Annotated in this window: 14 protein-coding genes; 10 read left to right on the top strand and 4 right to left on the bottom strand. The window is 58.1% G+C overall.

Translation table 11 applies throughout. From position 1 onward, the window contains the following. The first annotated feature begins 67 nt into the window (after positions 1-67). From uvrD to corA, 3 genes are all read left to right on the top strand, one after another. Entirely contained in the window at positions 68-2,230 is a 2,163-nt protein-coding gene (gene uvrD / locus A6013_RS22580; RefSeq protein WP_069733804.1) for a DNA helicase II, read from the top strand. 149 nt (positions 2,231-2,379) lie between these two features. After that, entirely contained in the window at positions 2,380-2,436 is a 57-nt protein-coding gene (gene ysgD / locus A6013_RS27400) for a YsgD/CorL family protein (protein WP_212743980.1), read from the top strand. Positions 2,437-2,586: 150 nt separating this feature from the next. Beyond that, complete coding sequence (corA, locus tag A6013_RS22575; protein ID WP_008501540.1) at positions 2,587-3,537, top strand: magnesium/cobalt transporter CorA; 951 nt, start codon at positions 2,587-2,589, stop codon at positions 3,535-3,537. A 42-nt stretch (positions 3,538-3,579) separates the two neighbouring features. Here the strand turns inward: corA and rarD are convergent, their stop codons facing one another. Continuing rightward, positions 3,580-4,476, bottom strand: coding sequence for an EamA family transporter RarD (gene rarD / locus A6013_RS22570; RefSeq protein WP_041911834.1), 897 nt, complete (start codon positions 4,474-4,476; stop codon positions 3,580-3,582). 51 nt (positions 4,477-4,527) lie between these two features. Beyond that, a complete protein-coding gene (gene yigI, locus A6013_RS22565) occupies positions 4,528-4,995 on the bottom strand; it encodes an acyl-CoA thioesterase YigI (RefSeq protein ID WP_028014789.1) in 468 nt (155 codons plus the stop codon). 162 nt (positions 4,996-5,157) lie between these two features. On the opposite strand from yigI, the gene pldA reads away from it, so the two are divergent. The 3 genes from pldA to rhtC all read left to right on the top strand — a co-directional run bounded on the left by pldA (position 5,158) and on the right by rhtC (position 8,629). Next, entirely contained in the window at positions 5,158-6,027 is an 870-nt protein-coding gene (gene pldA / locus A6013_RS22560) for a phospholipase A (protein ID WP_047362648.1), read from the top strand. 90 nt (positions 6,028-6,117) lie between these two features. Then, positions 6,118-7,947 (top strand): ATP-dependent DNA helicase RecQ, encoded by a 1,830-nt coding sequence (recQ, locus tag A6013_RS22555; RefSeq protein WP_032644788.1) that lies wholly within the window; start codon positions 6,118-6,120, stop codon positions 7,945-7,947. A gap of 61 nt (positions 7,948-8,008) precedes the next feature. Next, on the top strand, positions 8,009-8,629 hold the full coding sequence (rhtC, locus tag A6013_RS22550) for a threonine export protein RhtC (RefSeq protein ID WP_010426287.1): 621 nt from the start codon (positions 8,009-8,011) through the stop codon (positions 8,627-8,629). On the opposite strand, the gene rhtB is transcribed toward rhtC, so the two are convergent. After that, positions 8,626-9,246, bottom strand: a complete 621-nt coding sequence (rhtB, locus tag A6013_RS22545) for a homoserine/homoserine lactone efflux protein (protein WP_028014786.1) — start codon at positions 9,244-9,246, stop codon at positions 8,626-8,628. The genes rhtC and rhtB overlap by 4 nt on opposite strands. Before the next feature lie 111 nt (positions 9,247-9,357). Between rhtB and pldB the strand changes: the two genes are divergently transcribed. From pldB to A6013_RS22530, 3 genes are all read left to right on the top strand, one after another. Further along, complete coding sequence (pldB, locus tag A6013_RS22540) at positions 9,358-10,350, top strand: lysophospholipase L2 (protein ID WP_041911835.1); 993 nt, start codon at positions 9,358-9,360, stop codon at positions 10,348-10,350. A 25-nt stretch (positions 10,351-10,375) separates the two neighbouring features. After that, positions 10,376-11,176 carry a sugar/pyridoxal phosphate phosphatase YigL gene (yigL, locus tag A6013_RS22535; RefSeq protein ID WP_028014784.1) on the top strand — a complete coding sequence of 267 codons (801 nt, stop codon included), beginning with the start codon at positions 10,376-10,378 and terminating at the stop codon, positions 11,174-11,176. 82 nt (positions 11,177-11,258) lie between these two features. Next, positions 11,259-12,158, top strand: a complete 900-nt coding sequence (locus tag A6013_RS22530) for a carboxylate/amino acid/amine transporter (RefSeq protein ID WP_032644934.1) — start codon at positions 11,259-11,261, stop codon at positions 12,156-12,158. Here A6013_RS22530 and metR read toward each other — a convergent pair. Further along, entirely contained in the window at positions 12,046-12,999 is a 954-nt protein-coding gene (metR, locus tag A6013_RS22525) for an HTH-type transcriptional regulator MetR (RefSeq protein WP_028014783.1), read from the bottom strand. The two genes, A6013_RS22530 and metR, sit on opposite strands and share 113 nt — an antisense overlap. Positions 13,000-13,114: 115 nt before the next feature. Between metR and metE the strand changes: the two genes are divergently transcribed. Continuing rightward, positions 13,115-15,376, top strand: a complete 2,262-nt coding sequence (metE, locus tag A6013_RS22520) for a 5-methyltetrahydropteroyltriglutamate--homocysteine S-methyltransferase (protein ID WP_069733803.1) — start codon at positions 13,115-13,117, stop codon at positions 15,374-15,376. The last annotated feature ends 15 nt before the right edge of the window (positions 15,377-15,391 follow it).

Genomic DNA, 15,391 nt, shown 5'->3' with positions numbered 1-15,391 from the left:
CTGTATAAATTAACAGGGTTTTGGCGAGTGGAAACATTTGCCTGCCCGACATGACGTGACGGTGCCAATGGACGTTTCTTACCTGCTCGACAGCCTTAATGACAAACAGCGTGACGCGGTTGCCGCCTCGCGCAACAACCTGCTGGTTCTGGCTGGGGCGGGGAGTGGTAAGACACGCGTGCTGGTTCACCGTATCGCCTGGCTGCAGAGCGTGGAAAACTGCTCACCGTACTCGATTATGGCCGTGACGTTTACCAACAAGGCGGCGGCGGAGATGCGTCACCGTATCGCCCAACTGATGGGCACCAGCCAGGGCGGCATGTGGGTTGGCACCTTCCACGGCCTGGCGCACCGTCTGCTGCGCGCGCACCATATGGACGCTAACCTGCCGCAGGATTTCCAGATCCTCGACAGCGAAGATCAGCTCCGTCTGCTGAAGCGCCTGATCAAGGCGATGAACCTCGACGAGAAGCAGTGGCCGCCGCGTCAGGCGATGTGGTACATCAACGGTCAGAAAGACGAAGGGCTGCGCCCGCACCATATCCAGAGCTTCGGTAATCCGGTCGAGCAGACCTGGCAGAACGTCTATAAGGCCTATCAGGAAGCGTGCGACCGCGCCGGCCTGGTGGATTTCGCCGAGCTGCTGCTGCGCGCCCACGAGCTGTGGCTCAACAAACCGCATATCCTGCAGCACTACCGCGAACGCTTCACCAACATCCTGGTGGACGAATTCCAGGATACCAACAACATCCAGTACGCGTGGATCCGCCTGCTGGCCGGAGATACCGGCAAGGTGATGATCGTGGGCGATGACGACCAGTCGATCTACGGCTGGCGCGGCGCGCAGGTGGAGAACATCCAGCGCTTCCTCAACGATTTTCCCGGCGCGCAAACCATCCGTCTGGAGCAGAACTACCGCTCAACCAGCAACATCCTGAGCGCGGCCAACGCCCTGATTGAGAACAACAACGGGCGTCTGGGCAAAAAGCTGTGGACCGACGGCGTCGACGGCGAACCGATCTCGATTTACTGCGCCTTCAACGAGCTCGACGAAGCCCGCTTCGTGGTGAACCGCATCAAAACCTGGCAGGACAACGGCGGCGCGCTGGAGCAGTGCGCCATTCTCTACCGCAGCAACGCCCAGTCGCGCGTGCTGGAAGAGGCGCTGCTGCAGGTGAGCATGCCGTACCGCATTTACGGCGGCATGCGATTCTTCGAACGTCAGGAGATCAAAGATGCGCTTTCGTATCTGCGCCTGATCGCCAACCGCAACGACGACGCGGCGTTTGAGCGCGTGGTGAACACGCCGACCCGCGGGATTGGCGACCGTACGCTGGACGTGGTGCGTCAGGCCTCGCGCGACCGCCAGCTGACGCTGTGGCAGGCGTGCCGCGAGCTTCTGCAGGAAAAAGCCCTCGCCGGACGTGCGGCCAGCGCGCTCCAGCGCTTCCTGGAATTAATTGATGCCCTGGCGCAGGAAACCGCCGACATGCCGCTGCATGTGCAGACCGACCGGGTGATTAAAGACTCCGGGCTGCGTACCATGTACGAGCAGGAAAAAGGCGAAAAGGGGCAGACCCGTATCGAGAACTTAGAGGAACTGGTCACGGCAACGCGCCAGTTCAGCTACAACGAAGAAGACGAAGACCTGATGCCGCTGCAGGCATTCCTCTCTCACGCCGCGCTGGAAGCGGGTGAAGGGCAGGCGGACACCTGGCAGGACGCGGTTCAACTGATGACCCTGCACTCCGCCAAAGGTCTGGAGTTCCCGCAGGTGTTTATCGTCGGCATGGAAGAGGGCATGTTCCCAAGCCAGATGTCGTTGGATGAAGGCGGGCGTCTGGAAGAAGAACGTCGTCTGGCTTACGTGGGCGTGACGCGAGCGATGCAGAAGTTGACGCTAACCTACGCTGAAACCCGCCGCCTGTACGGTAAAGAAGTCTATCACCGTCCGTCACGCTTTATCGGTGAACTGCCGGAAGAGTGCGTGGAAGAGGTACGTCTGCGCGCCAGCATCAGCCGTCCGGTTAGCCATCCGCGCATGGGCTCGCCGATCTCTGAAACCGACACCGGCTACAAGCTGGGCCAGCGCGTGCGCCATTCGAAGTTTGGCGAAGGTACCATTGTGAATCTGGAAGGCAGCGGCGAGCACAGCCGCCTGCAGGTCGCGTTCCAAGGGCAGGGGATCAAATGGCTGGTGGCGGCCTACGCGAAGCTGGAAACAGTCTAACATTCAGAAAAATATCATTATTTTGCAATAATCTGCTAGCCTTATACAGTGAAGGTCAATTAATGCCCTTCAGCGTTCCGTTGCGTGTTGACGCCACAGTTATTGCTGGCGTAACATGCGCGCACGATTACGCTAAGAGGACATTCGCCTTGGACACACCCAGTAGATACTGGCTCAATTCCCTGTCATCCAGGAACAACTCCTAAGGCTATCTCCTCATGCTGATGGCCTTAGTGGTTGTCAGCGACTGCATTATTCCCGTCGCGCTGAGTCAGGCTGTTTAATGGTCTGAAACCCAATTTGTTTCTGTGTGCCCACCGAACTGTCCGATATTTTTTGCATTGGGAGTCCCGGTCATGTTGAGCGCATTTCAACTCGAAAATAACCGACTGACTCGGCTTGAAGCCGAAGAGTCACAGCCCCTCATTGATGCCGTATGGGTGGATCTGGTCGAGCCGGACGACGATGAACGCCTTCGCGTACAATCTGAGCTGGGGCAAAGCCTGGCAACCCGCCCGGAACTGGAAGATATCGAAGCATCCGCGCGTTTCTTTGAAGATGAAGACGGCCTGCACATTCACTCCTTCTTCTTCTTTGAAGATGCGGAAGATCACGCGGGCAACTCCACCGTGGCATTTACCATTCGCGACGGTCGTCTGTTTACTCTGCGTGAACGCGAACTGCCGGCGTTTCGTCTCTACCGCATGCGCGCCCGCAGCCAGGCGATGGTGGACGGCAACGCTTACGAGCTGTTGCTCGATCTGTTCGAGACTAAAATTGAACAGCTGGCGGACGAAATTGAAAACATCTACAGCGATCTGGAAAAGCTGAGCCGCGTGATCATGGAAGGCCATCAGGGGGATGAGTACGACGAAGCGCTTTCGACGCTGGCAGAGCTGGAAGATATCGGCTGGAAGGTGCGTTTGTGTCTGATGGATACCCAGCGCGCGCTGAACTTCCTGGTGCGCAAGGCGCGTCTGCCGGGCGGTCAGCTGGAGCAGGCGCGTGAGATCTTACGCGATATCGAATCTCTGCTGCCGCACAACGAATCTCTGTTCCAGAAGGTGAACTTCCTGATGCAGGCGGCGATGGGCTTTATCAACATCGAGCAGAACCGCATCATCAAGATCTTCTCGGTAGTGTCCGTGGTGTTCCTGCCGCCGACGCTGGTGGCGTCCAGCTACGGGATGAACTTTGAGTTTATGCCGGAGCTGAAGTGGAGCTTTGGCTACCCGGGGGCGATTATCTTTATGATCCTCGCCGGGCTGGCGCCGTATCTGTACTTTAAGCGTCGGAACTGGCTGTAAAATCTGGCGGGTGGCGCTGCGCTTACCCGCCCTACAAAACACCTACATTCCTCTGCGGGTTCTGCGCTGGGTATAAATCGCATCGGCGACGAAAATCGCCAGCGCCACCCAGATAAAGGCGAAGGTCACCATCTTATCCGCACCCGGCACTTCGCCGTAAAACACCACCGCCAGCAGGAACATCAGCGTCGGGCCAATGTACTGGAAGAAGCCCAGCGTGGAGAGGCGCAGGCGCGTTGCCGCACCGGTGAAGCACAGCAGCGGAATGGTGGTCACTACGCCCGCCGCCATCAGCATCAGGTTCAGCGACCACGGGTTGCTGCCCATATGGCTGGTGGCGCTGTCGGCGATACCGAACAGATAGATCGCCGCCACCGGCAGCAGCCACAGGGTTTCAAACAGCATCCCGGTTTGCGCTTCCACCGCGATTTTCTTACGTACCAGGCCGTAAAAAGCAAAGCTGAACGCCAGACCGAGGGCGATAACCGGCAGCGAGCCAAACGTCCACAGCTGCACCAGCACGCCGCAGAAGGCGAGAATCACCGCCACCCACTGCATCCGGCGGAAGCGTTCGCCGAGGAAAATCATCCCCAGCACGATATTCACCAGCGGGTTAATGAAGTACCCCAGGCTCGCTTCGAGCATGTGGTGGTTATTCACCGCCCAGATAAACAGCAGCCAGTTGCCGCCGATCAGCACCGCAGAAAGCGCCAGCAGGAAGACCTTTTTAGGGGTTTGCAGCAGCGTTTTAACGCCGGACCACTGACGGCTGAGGCTCATCAGCGCGATCATGAAGAAGAACGACCAGATGACGCGGTGAGTGAGGATCTCGTCGGCCGGAACATAGGCGATAAATTTGAAATACGCCGGGGCGATACCCCAAATAAAATAAGCGGCAAGGGCGAGTAAAACGCCCTGCCGCGTCTGTTTAGCATCCATCGGGAAAATCCGTTACAAAAAAGTGAATCAATTTTACCCGAATTTGCCGCCTCAACCCACCATATAAGTGGCGGTTGCGCTGGCGATATAAACCTGCTCCTCGTTATGCAGCTCAACGCGGGCAACGGCAACTTTGTTCCCGGCACGCAGCAGGCTGCTGGTGCAGGTAAAGCGGTTTCCGCGCCCCGGGCGAAGATAGTCGACGCGTAAATCAATGGTGCCCATGCGCGCCAGACGCTGGCGGAGTTCATCTTCGTTGATGGTGTCATGGCGCGTCAGCGTACTGCCCACGCAGACCAGGCCTGCCGCCACGTCCAGCGCGGAGGCAATCACCCCGCCGTGCAGAATACTTTGCGCCCAGTTACCCACCATCATCGGCTGGTTGTTGAAACTCAGCTGGGCAAACTCTTTCTCGTAACGCTCCAGCTCAAGACCCAGTGCACGGTTAAACGGCATATGGTAAACAAAAATCTCGCCCACGAGTTTTAACACTTCTTCGGCGGTAAGCATGGCTGACATGAGACATTACATCCTTATTGTTAATGAAATGTTGATTTTATGCTTCAGCAATAAGGAATTCCACTTTCAGAAACGAGGATGCAGCAGTTATCGCAGAAGTCTGTAGAATGTTCGCCTCATAACTATTCAGGTAATTTTACTCTTTGCAGGAGAACACCACCGATGCGGACGTATCTGGCCTGGTTACTGGCGGCGGTTGCGCTGCCCCTCACAGCATATGCGCAGGAAGCGACGATTAAAGAAGTCCATGATAAACCTGCCGTTAAGGGCAGCATTATCGCCAATATGCTGCAGGAGCATGACAATCCGTTCACGCTCTACCCGTATGACACGAACTACGTGATTTATACCCAAACCAGCGATCTCAACAAAGAAGCGATAAGCTCCTATAACTGGTCTGATAATGCGCGTAAGGATGAGGTGAAGTTCCAGCTTAGCCTCGCGTTCCCGTTCTGGCGCGGTATTCTGGGGCCAAACTCGGTGCTCGGCGCGTCTTATACGCAGAAATCCTGGTGGCAGCTCTCCAACAGCGGCGAATCTTCACCGTTCCGTGAAACCAACTATGAGCCGCAGCTTTTCCTCGGCTTCGCAACGGATTATGAATTTGCTGGCTGGACGCTGCGCGACGTCGAAGTGGGCTTTAACCATGATTCTAACGGACGTTCCGATCCAACCTCCCGTAGCTGGAACCGCGCCTATACGCGCCTGATGGCGCAGAACGGTAACTGGATGGTGGAAGTGAAGCCGTGGTATGTGCTCGGCAGCACCGATGACAACCCGGATATCACCAAATATATGGGCTACTACCAGCTCAAAGTTGGCTACCAGTTAGGTGAAGCCGTGCTGAGCGCGAAGGGGCAGTACAACTGGAACACCGGCTACGGCGGTGCGGAGCTCGGTCTGAGCTACCCGGTGACGAAGCACGTGCGTCTCTATACCCAGGTGTATAGCGGCTACGGCGAGTCGCTGATCGACTACAACTTCAATCAGACTCGCGTTGGCGTGGGCGTAATGCTGAACGATATTCTCTAGGTTGCTCGAATGTTTTTGCGTTAAACGTTGAAGTTTCTCTCTCAGGCGCTGAAAATAGCGCCTGTTTTATTTTTCGCAAATGGGGTTAACGTGGCGCAGGCGGAAGTATTGAATCAGGAGTCGCTGGCTAAACAGGTTTTGCATGAAACCTTTGGCTACCAGCAGTTCCGCCCCGGCCAGGAAACCATCATTGAAACGGTGCTGGAAGGCCGAGACTGCCTGGTGGTGATGCCGACCGGCGGCGGTAAATCCCTCTGCTATCAGGTGCCTGCGCTGGTGCTGAACGGCCTGACGGTCGTGGTATCGCCTCTCATTTCCCTGATGAAAGACCAGGTTGACCAGCTGCTCGCCAACGGCGTGGCGGCGGCCTGTCTGAACTCGACGCAAACCCGCGAGCAGCAGCAAGAGGTGATGGCTGGATGCCGCACCGGGCAGATCCGCCTGCTGTATATCGCGCCAGAGCGCCTGATGCTCGATAACTTCCTCGACCATCTCGCGCACTGGAACCCGGTCCTGCTGGCGGTGGATGAAGCGCACTGTATCTCCCAGTGGGGACACGATTTCCGTCCGGAATACGCTGCCCTCGGCCAGCTGCGTCAGCGCTTCCCCGAGCTGCCGTTTATGGCTCTGACCGCCACGGCGGATGACACCACGCGTCTGGACATTGTTCGCCTGCTGGGGCTGAACGACCCGTATATTCAGGTCAGCAGCTTCGACCGCCCGAACATCCGCTACATGCTGATGGAAAAATTCAAGCCGTTGGACCAGCTCTTACGCTACGTTCAGGAGCAGCGCGGCAAGTCCGGTATCATCTACTGCAACAGCCGTGCGAAGGTGGAAGACACCGCCGCGCGTCTGCAAAATCGCGGCTTTAGCGCCGCGGCCTATCACGCCGGGCTGGAGAACCACATCCGCGCCGACGTGCAGGAGAAATTCCAGCGCGACGACCTGCAAATCGTCGTCGCAACGGTGGCGTTCGGGATGGGGATCAACAAGCCCAACGTGCGCTTTGTGGTGCATTTCGACATTCCGCGCAATATCGAATCCTACTATCAGGAGACCGGCCGCGCCGGCCGTGACGGCCTGCCTGCGGAAGCGATGCTGTTTTACGATCCGGCCGATATGGCGTGGCTGCGCCGTTGTCTGGAAGAGAAGCCTCAGGGACAACTCCAGGACATCGAGCGCCACAAGCTCAACGCGATGGGTGCCTTCGCTGAAGCGCAAACCTGCCGCCGTCTGGTGCTGCTCAACTACTTTGGAGAGGGGCGTCAGGAGCCGTGCGGTAACTGCGATATCTGCCTGGATCCGCCAAAGCAGTACGATGGCCTGATGGACGCGCGCAAAGCGCTCTCGACCATTTACCGCGTGAATCAACGCTTCGGGATGGGCTACGTGGTGGAAGTACTGCGCGGTGCCAATAACCAGCGTATCCGCGACATGGGGCACGACAAGCTGCCGGTTTACGGCATCGGTAAAGACCAGAGCCACGAGCACTGGGTCAGCATTATTCGTCAGCTGATCCACCTCGGCTTTGCCACGCAGAACATTGCTCAACACTCCGCGCTACAGCTGACCGAAGCAGCGCGTCCGGTGCTGCGCGGTGATGTTGAGCTCAAGCTCGCCGTGCCGCGCGTGGTTGCCCTCAAGCCGCGCGTGATGCAGAAATCCTACGGCGGTAACTATGACCGCAAGCTGTTTGCCAAGCTTCGCAAGCTGCGTAAAGCTATCGCTGACGAAGAGAACATCCCGCCATACGTGGTGTTCAACGACGCGACGCTGATTGAGATGGCGGAACAGATGCCGCTCAGCGCCAGCGAGATGCTCAGCGTCAACGGCGTCGGCACGCGCAAGCTGGAGCGCTTTGGTAAAGAGTTTATGGCGCTTATCCGCTCTCACGCCGATGGTGATGATGAGGAGTAGTCAGACGGGCGAAAAAGTGCCAGGATGATGACTCACTGAATTATTTCCCCGCGAGCTAATTATGTTAATGCTATTTCTCACCGTGGCGTTAGTGCACATCGTTGCGCTGATGAGCCCTGGCCCAGACTTTTTCTTCGTGTCGCAAACTGCCGTCAGCCGCTCCCGCAAAGAGGCGATGATGGGCGTGCTCGGTATTACCATGGGCGTTATGGTCTGGGCGGCGGTCGCGCTGCTCGGTCTGAACCTGATCCTGGCGAAGATGGCGTGGCTGCATAACATCATTATGGTTGGCGGCGGGCTGTACCTGTGCTGGATGGGCTACCAGATGCTGCGCGGGGCGCTGAAGAAAGAAGAGAAAAAACCGGAAGAGCCAAAGGTAGAGCTGGCAACGGGCGGCCGCAGCTTTGTAAAAGGGCTCCTGACTAACCTGGCAAACCCGAAAGCGATTATCTATTTCGGCTCCGTGTTCTCGCTGTTTGTGGGTGACAGCGTCGGCGCAGGCGCGCGCTGGGGGATCTTCCTGCTGATCGTTGTTGAGACGTTCGCCTGGTTCACTATTGTTGCCAGCCTGTTCGCCTTACCGGCGATGCGCCGCGGCTATCAGCGCATCGCGAAGTGGATCGACGGCTTTGCCGGCGCGCTGTTCGCCGGCTTCGGCATTCATCTCATCATTTCTCGCTAAGCATGACGCGCTGACGCAAGCAGCGCGCCAACCAGCATAAACAGCGAACCAAAGACTTTATTCAGGGCCTTCATCTGCTTAGGCCCTTTGATCCACGCCGCTATCCGCTGCGCCAGCGTCGCGTAACCAATCATGACGATGATATCGACGATGATGGTTGTCGCGCCCAGCACCACGTACTGCATCACCTGGGGCTGATGTGGCACGATAAACTGTGGGAACAGGGCGGCGAGGAACACGATGCTTTTCGGGTTCGTCAGGTTCACGAACACCGCGCGCTTAAACAGATGGCCGCGCGTTTGCGTCCTGGAGAGCGTATTCAGGTCAATCGAGCCTGCCGCGCGCCACTGCTGGATACCGAGCCAAATCAGATACGCCGCACCGGCCCACTTCAGCACTTCAAACGCCAGCACCGAACGAGAGAACAGCGTCCCCAGACCAATCCCCACCAGCACAATATGAATGCCGAGCCCGGTCTGTAAACCGGCAATGGACGCCGCCGCACCGCGATAGCCGTGGTTGATGGAGGTGGTCATAGTGTTAATGGCGCCAGAGCCAGGTGAAAGGCTAAGGATGATTGATGTCAGCAGGTAGGCGAACCACCACTCGAAGGTCATTTGAAGCTCCCGAACCGTCTATTTTTATGCCACAATACGCTATTGTTGAGTCATTTTGTGACCAGTGACGAAAAAAAACGATATTCCCTGGATTACGTGAGTGGAAACCCAATGTTTCAGCAGAAAAAGGACTGGGAAACACGAGAAAACGCGTTTGCTGCTTTCTCAATGGGGCCGCTGACCGATTTCTGGCGGCAGCGTGAGGAAGACGAGTTTACGGGCGTCGGTGGCATCCCGGTGCGCTTCGTTCGCTTCCGCAATGAAAAAAATGACCGGGTGATCGTGGTCTGCCCCGGGCGTATCGAAAGCTACGTTAAATATGCCGAACTGGCCTACGACCTGGTCAACATGGGGTTTGACGTGCTGATCATCGACCACCGTGGGCAGGGGCTGTCCGGGCGCATGCTGCCGGATACGCACCGCGGGCATGTGGATCACTTCAGCGATTATGTCGACGATTTTGCCGCGTTCTGGCAGCAGGAAGTTCAGCCCGGCCCCTGGCGCAAGCGGTACATCCTTGCGCACTCCATGGGCGGCGCCATTTCGACGCTGTTTTTGCAGCGGTATGAGCACCAGTGCGACGCCATTGCGCTCACCGCGCCGATGTACGGTATTGTCATTCGTTTTCCCGACTGGATGGTGCGCCATCTTCTCGACTGGGCTGAGGGCCATCAGCGCATTCGTGAAGGCTATGCCATCGGAACCGGACGCTGGCGCGCATTGCCGTTCGCCATCAACGTCTTAACCCACAGTCGGCAGCGCTATCGCCGCAACCTGCGCTTTTATGCCGATGAACCGCGCTTGCGCGTCGGCGGCCCGACCTGGCACTGGGTGCGTGAGGGTATTCTGGCCGGTGAGCAGGTGCTGGCAGGCGTAGGCGATGATGACACGCCGACGCTTCTGATTCAGGCGGAGGAAGAGCGTGTGGTGGATAACCGCATGCATGACCGCTATTGTGAACTGCGCGCTGCCGCCGGTCACCCTTGTGAAGGGGGTAAACCGCTGGTCATCAACGGCGCGTACCATGAGATCCTTTTTGAAAAGGACGCTATGCGCTCAGTCGCGCTTAACGCCATCGTCGAGTTTTTCGACCGGCATAACTGATTTTCTATTGAGGTTAAATTTTCCTATGTACCAGGTTGTTGCATCTGATTTAGATGGCACGCTGCTTTCCCCCGACCACACCCTGTCGCCTTATGCGAAAGAGACCTTAAAGCTTCTGACCGCCCGTGGCGTGAACTTTGTGTTCGCTACCGGCCGCCACCACGTGGACGTGGGGCAGATCCGCGATAATCTGGAGATCAAGTCGTACATGATCACCTCCAACGGTGCGCGCGTGCATGATACCGACGGCAACCTGATCTTCACCCATAACCTGGATCGCGATATTGCTGCCGATCTCTTCGGCGTGGTGCATAACAATCCGGCTATCGTCACCAACGTATACCGTGACGACGAATGGTTCATGAACCGCCACCGCCCGGATGAAATGCGTTTCTTCAAGGAAGCGGTATTCAACTACTCCCTGTATGAGCCGGGCCTGCTGGATCCAGAGGGGATCAGCAAGGTGTTCTTCACCTGCGACAGCCACGAAGAGCTGCTGCCGCTTGAGCAGGCGATCAACGCCCGCTGGGGCGATCGCGTCAACGTGAGCTTCTCTACCCTGACCTGTCTGGAAGTGATGGCGGGCGGCGTTTCTAAAGGTCACGCGCTCGAAGCGGTTGCGAAACGTCTGGGCTTCGCGCTTAAAGACTGTATCGCCTTTGGCGACGGCATGAACGACGCCGAGATGCTCTCTATGGCGGGCAAAGGCTGCATCATGGAAAACGCGCACCAGCGTCTGAAGGATCTGCATCCGGAGCTGGAAGTCATCGGCACCAACGCAGACAACGCGGTACCGAAATACCTGCGCAAACTGTTCCTTGAATAATCTTCATTTGGTTGTTTATTGTTCAGTTGTCAACTAAAGAGTTCGCTACAATGCCTGTCCTTCTTTCTGAGAGACAAGCATTGTGGCGCTACTCATTATCACCACTATCCTGTGGGCCTTCTCCTTTAGCCTGATTGGCGAATACCTTGCCGGTTCGGTCGACAGTTACTTCTCGGTGCTAATGCGCGTGGGGCTGGCGGCGCTGGTGTTCCTGCCGTTCCTGCGCACGCGCGGGCAATCGCTGAAAACCATTCTGCTGTACATGCTGGTGGGGGCGATGCAGCTTGGCATCATGTATCTGTTCAGCTTCCGGGCTTACGTCTACCTGTCCGTCTCCGAATTCCTGCTCTTTACCGTGCTGACGCCGCTCTATATCACGCTGATTTACGACCTGCTCAGCAGGCGCCGCCTGCGCTGGGGATATCTGCTAAGCGCCGCGCTGGCGGTTATTGGCGCGGCGATCATTCGCTACGACAAAGTGAGCGATCACTTCTGGACAGGGCTGATGTTCGTCCAGCTTGCCAACATCAGCTTTGCCATTGGTATGGTGGGCTATAAGCGCCTGATGGAAACCCGCCCGATGCCGCAGCACAACGCGTTTGCGTGGTTCTATATGGGCGCGGCGATCGTCGCGGTGGCGGCGTGGTTTATGCTCGGCAACCCGCAAAAGCTGCCGACCACCACCGTGCAGTGGAGCGTTCTGGTCTGGCTGGGCGTGGTGGCGTCGGGGCTGGGGTACTTTATGTGGAACTACGGCGCTACGCAGGTAGACGCCGGTACGCTGGGGATCATGAACAACGTGCACGTCCCGGCGGGGCTGCTGGTGAACCTTGCCATCTGGCAGGAACAGCCGCACTGGCCGAGCTTCCTTATTGGGGGGGCGGTGATCCTGGCTTCACTGTGGGTCCATCGCCGCTGGGTCGCTCCGCGCTCCGCACAAACGGAAGATGGTCGCACGCGTGGTTCCGCGCTGAGCGAATAAACGCCTCCGTAACCGGCTGACGCTGCTCGCCGTCGCGCACGGCGGCGTACAGCCGGCTCCACAGTCCTTCCCCCAGGGTTTTGGTGACCACCAGACCCTGGCGTTCAAAGCTCTCCACCACCCAGTGCGGCAGCGCCGCGATACCCATGCTGGCCGCCACCATCTGGATCAGCAGCAGGGTGTTATCCACGCTTTTCAGCTGCGGGCTGATGCCTGCCGGCTGCAGGAAATGACGCCAGATATCCAGGCGGCTGCGCTGAACCGGGTAAATCAGCAGCGTTTCTGTCGCCAGATCTTCCGGCGTAATGCGCGTTTTGGCCGCCAGCGGATGGTCCGGCGCCAGCACCAGACGCACCTCAAAATCGAACATCGGCGAATAGTGCAGGCCGCTCCGCGGCAGGATGTCGGACGTCATCACCAGATCCAGCTCGCCCTGCTGGAGCGAGGGCTGCGGGTCAAAGGTCACGCCGGATTTAAAGTCCATCTCCACCTGCGGCCACTTCTGGCGGAAGTTCTCAAGCGCGGGGGTCAGCCACTGAATACAGCTGTGGCACTCAATGGCGATCCGCAGTTTGGTCTGCTGCGGCTCGTTACACGCCTGCAGCGCGCTGGCGATCTGCGGCAGTACCTGATTCGCCAGTTGAAGAAGAATTTCACCCTGCGGCGTAAAGCGCAAAGGCTGGCTCTTACGCACAAAAAGACGAAATCCGAGGCGTTGTTCCAGATCGCTGAACTGGTGAGAAAGGGCGGACTGGGTCTGGTGCAGCGTGGCCGCCGCCGCCGCGAGCGAACCGCAGTTCCGCAACGCTTGTAGCGTTTTCAGGTGTTTAATCTCGATCATGAAAGTCCTTCACTCCGCCATGAACATTTTGCGCTTGAGGAATATACAGTACCTGCCAATTATAGATGTGTAAACATCTGGACGTCTAAATAACAAATTTCACAAGGGGCATACCATGACAATCCGCACTCACACTCTCGGTTTTCCTCGCGTTGGCCTGCGTCGCGAGCTGAAAAAAGCGCAAGAAAGCTACTGGGCGGGCAACGCCACCCGTGAAGAACTCCTGGCGGTGGGGCGGGAGCTGCGCGCCCGTCACTGGGATCAGCAAAAACAGGCGGGTATTGACCTGCTGCCTGTGGGCGATTTCGCCTGGTACGACCATGTTCTGACGACCAGCCTGCTGCTGGGCAACGTGCCGGCTCGTCATCAGAACAAAGATGGATCGGTGGATATCGACACCCTGTTCCGCATCGGCCGTGGCCGCGCGCCAACGGGTGAGCCAGCGGCAGCGGCGGAAATGACCAAGTGGTTTAACACCAACTATCACTATATGGTGCCGGAGTTCGTCAAAGGTCAGCAGTTTACGCTGGCCTGGACGCAGCTTCTGGACGAAGTGGATGAAGCGCTGGCGCTGGGCCACCAGGTGAAGCCCGTATTGCTGGGGCCGGTAACCTACCTGTGGCTGGGTAAAGTGAAGGGCGAACAATTTGACCGCCTCAGCCTGCTGAACGATATTCTGCCGGTCTATAAGCAGGTGCTGATTGAGCTGGGCAAGCGCGGCATTCAGTGGGTGCAAATCGACGAACCCGCGCTGGTGCTGGAGCTGCCGCAGGAGTGGCTCGATGCCTTCAAACCGGCGTATGACGCGCTCACCGGACAGGTGAAGCTGCTGCTGACCACCTATTTCGAGGGCGTGACGCCAAACCTCGACACTATCACCGCGCTGCCGGTTCAGGGCCTGCACGTTGACCTGGTTCACGGTAAGGACGATGTCGCAGAGCTGCACAAGCGCCTGCCTGAGGAGTGGTTACTCTCCGCCGGTCTGGTCAACGGCCGTAACGTCTGGCGCGCCGATCTGAGCGAGAAATACGCCCAAATTAAAGACATCGTCGGCAAACGCGAGCTGTGGGTGGCATCATCATGCTCTCTGCTGCACAGTCCGATCGATCTGAGCGTGGAGACCCGTCTCGACCCTGAAGTGAAAAGCTGGTTTGCCTTCGCCCTGCAAAAATGTGAAGAGCTGGCGTTGCTGCGCGATGCGCTCAACAGCGGCGATACGGCGGCGATTACCGAATGGAGCGCACCGATTCAGGCGCGTCGTCACTCGGCTCGCGTGCACAACCCGGCGGTGGAAAAACGTCTGGCGGCCATCACCGCCCGGGACAGCCAGCGTCAGAGCCCGTACGAGGTACGTGCCGAAGCCCAGCGCGCCCGCTTCAATCTTCCCGCGTGGCCGACCACGACCATCGGTTCATTCCCGCAAACTACCGAGATCCGCGGCCTGCGTCTGGACTTCAAAAAGGGCAATCTGGACGCGAATCATTACCGCACCGGCATTGCGGAACACATCAAGCAGGCGATTATCGAGCAGGAACGCCTCGGGCTGGACGTGCTGGTGCACGGCGAAGCCGAGCGTAACGACATGGTCGAATACTTCGGTGAACACCTGGACGGCTTCGTCTTTACCCAGAATGGCTGGGTGCAGAGCTACGGCTCCCGCTGCGTGAAGCCGCCGGTGGTCATTGGGGACGTCAGCCGCCCGGAACCGATCACGGTGGAGTGGGCGAAGTACGCCCAGTCCCTGACCGACAAGCCGGTAAAAGGCATGCTGACCGGCCCGGTGACCATTCTCTGCTGGTCGTTCCCGCGCGAAGACGTGACCCGTGAAACCATCGCCAAACAGATCGCGCTGGCGCTGCGTGATGAAGTGGCGGATCTGGAGGCGGCGGGGATTGGCATCATCCAGATTGACGAACCGGCGCTGCGCGAAGGTTTGCCGCTGCGCCGCAGCGACTGGGATGCTTACCTGCAGTGGGGCGTGGAAGCGTTCCGCATCAACGCCGCAGTGGCGAAGGACGACACCCAGATCCACACCCATATGTGTTACTGCGAATTTAACGACATCATGGATTCGATTGCCGCGCTGGATGCAGACGTGATCACCATCGAGACCTCGCGTTCAGACATGGAGCTGCTGGAGTCGTTTGAAGAGTTCGACTACCCGAACGAAATTGGGCCGGGCGTATATGACATTCACTCCCCGAACGTGCCGAGCGTGGAGTGGATTGAAGTGCTGCTGAGGAAAGCTGCCCAGCGTATCCCGGCAGAACGCCTGTGGGTAAACCCGGACTGCGGCCTGAAAACCCGCGGCTGGCCGGAGACGCGTGCGGCGCTCGCCAACATGGTGAAGGCGGCGCAGAACTTACGTCAGGCTTGATGACGCGCAGGCCCG

Origin of the sequence: Enterobacter sp. IF2SW-B1, assembly GCF_001743375.1 — a bacterium.
Lineage (GTDB): Bacteria > Pseudomonadota > Gammaproteobacteria > Enterobacterales > Enterobacteriaceae > Enterobacter > Enterobacter bugandensis.
This window is presented reverse-complemented; position numbering and strand designations above follow the sequence as displayed.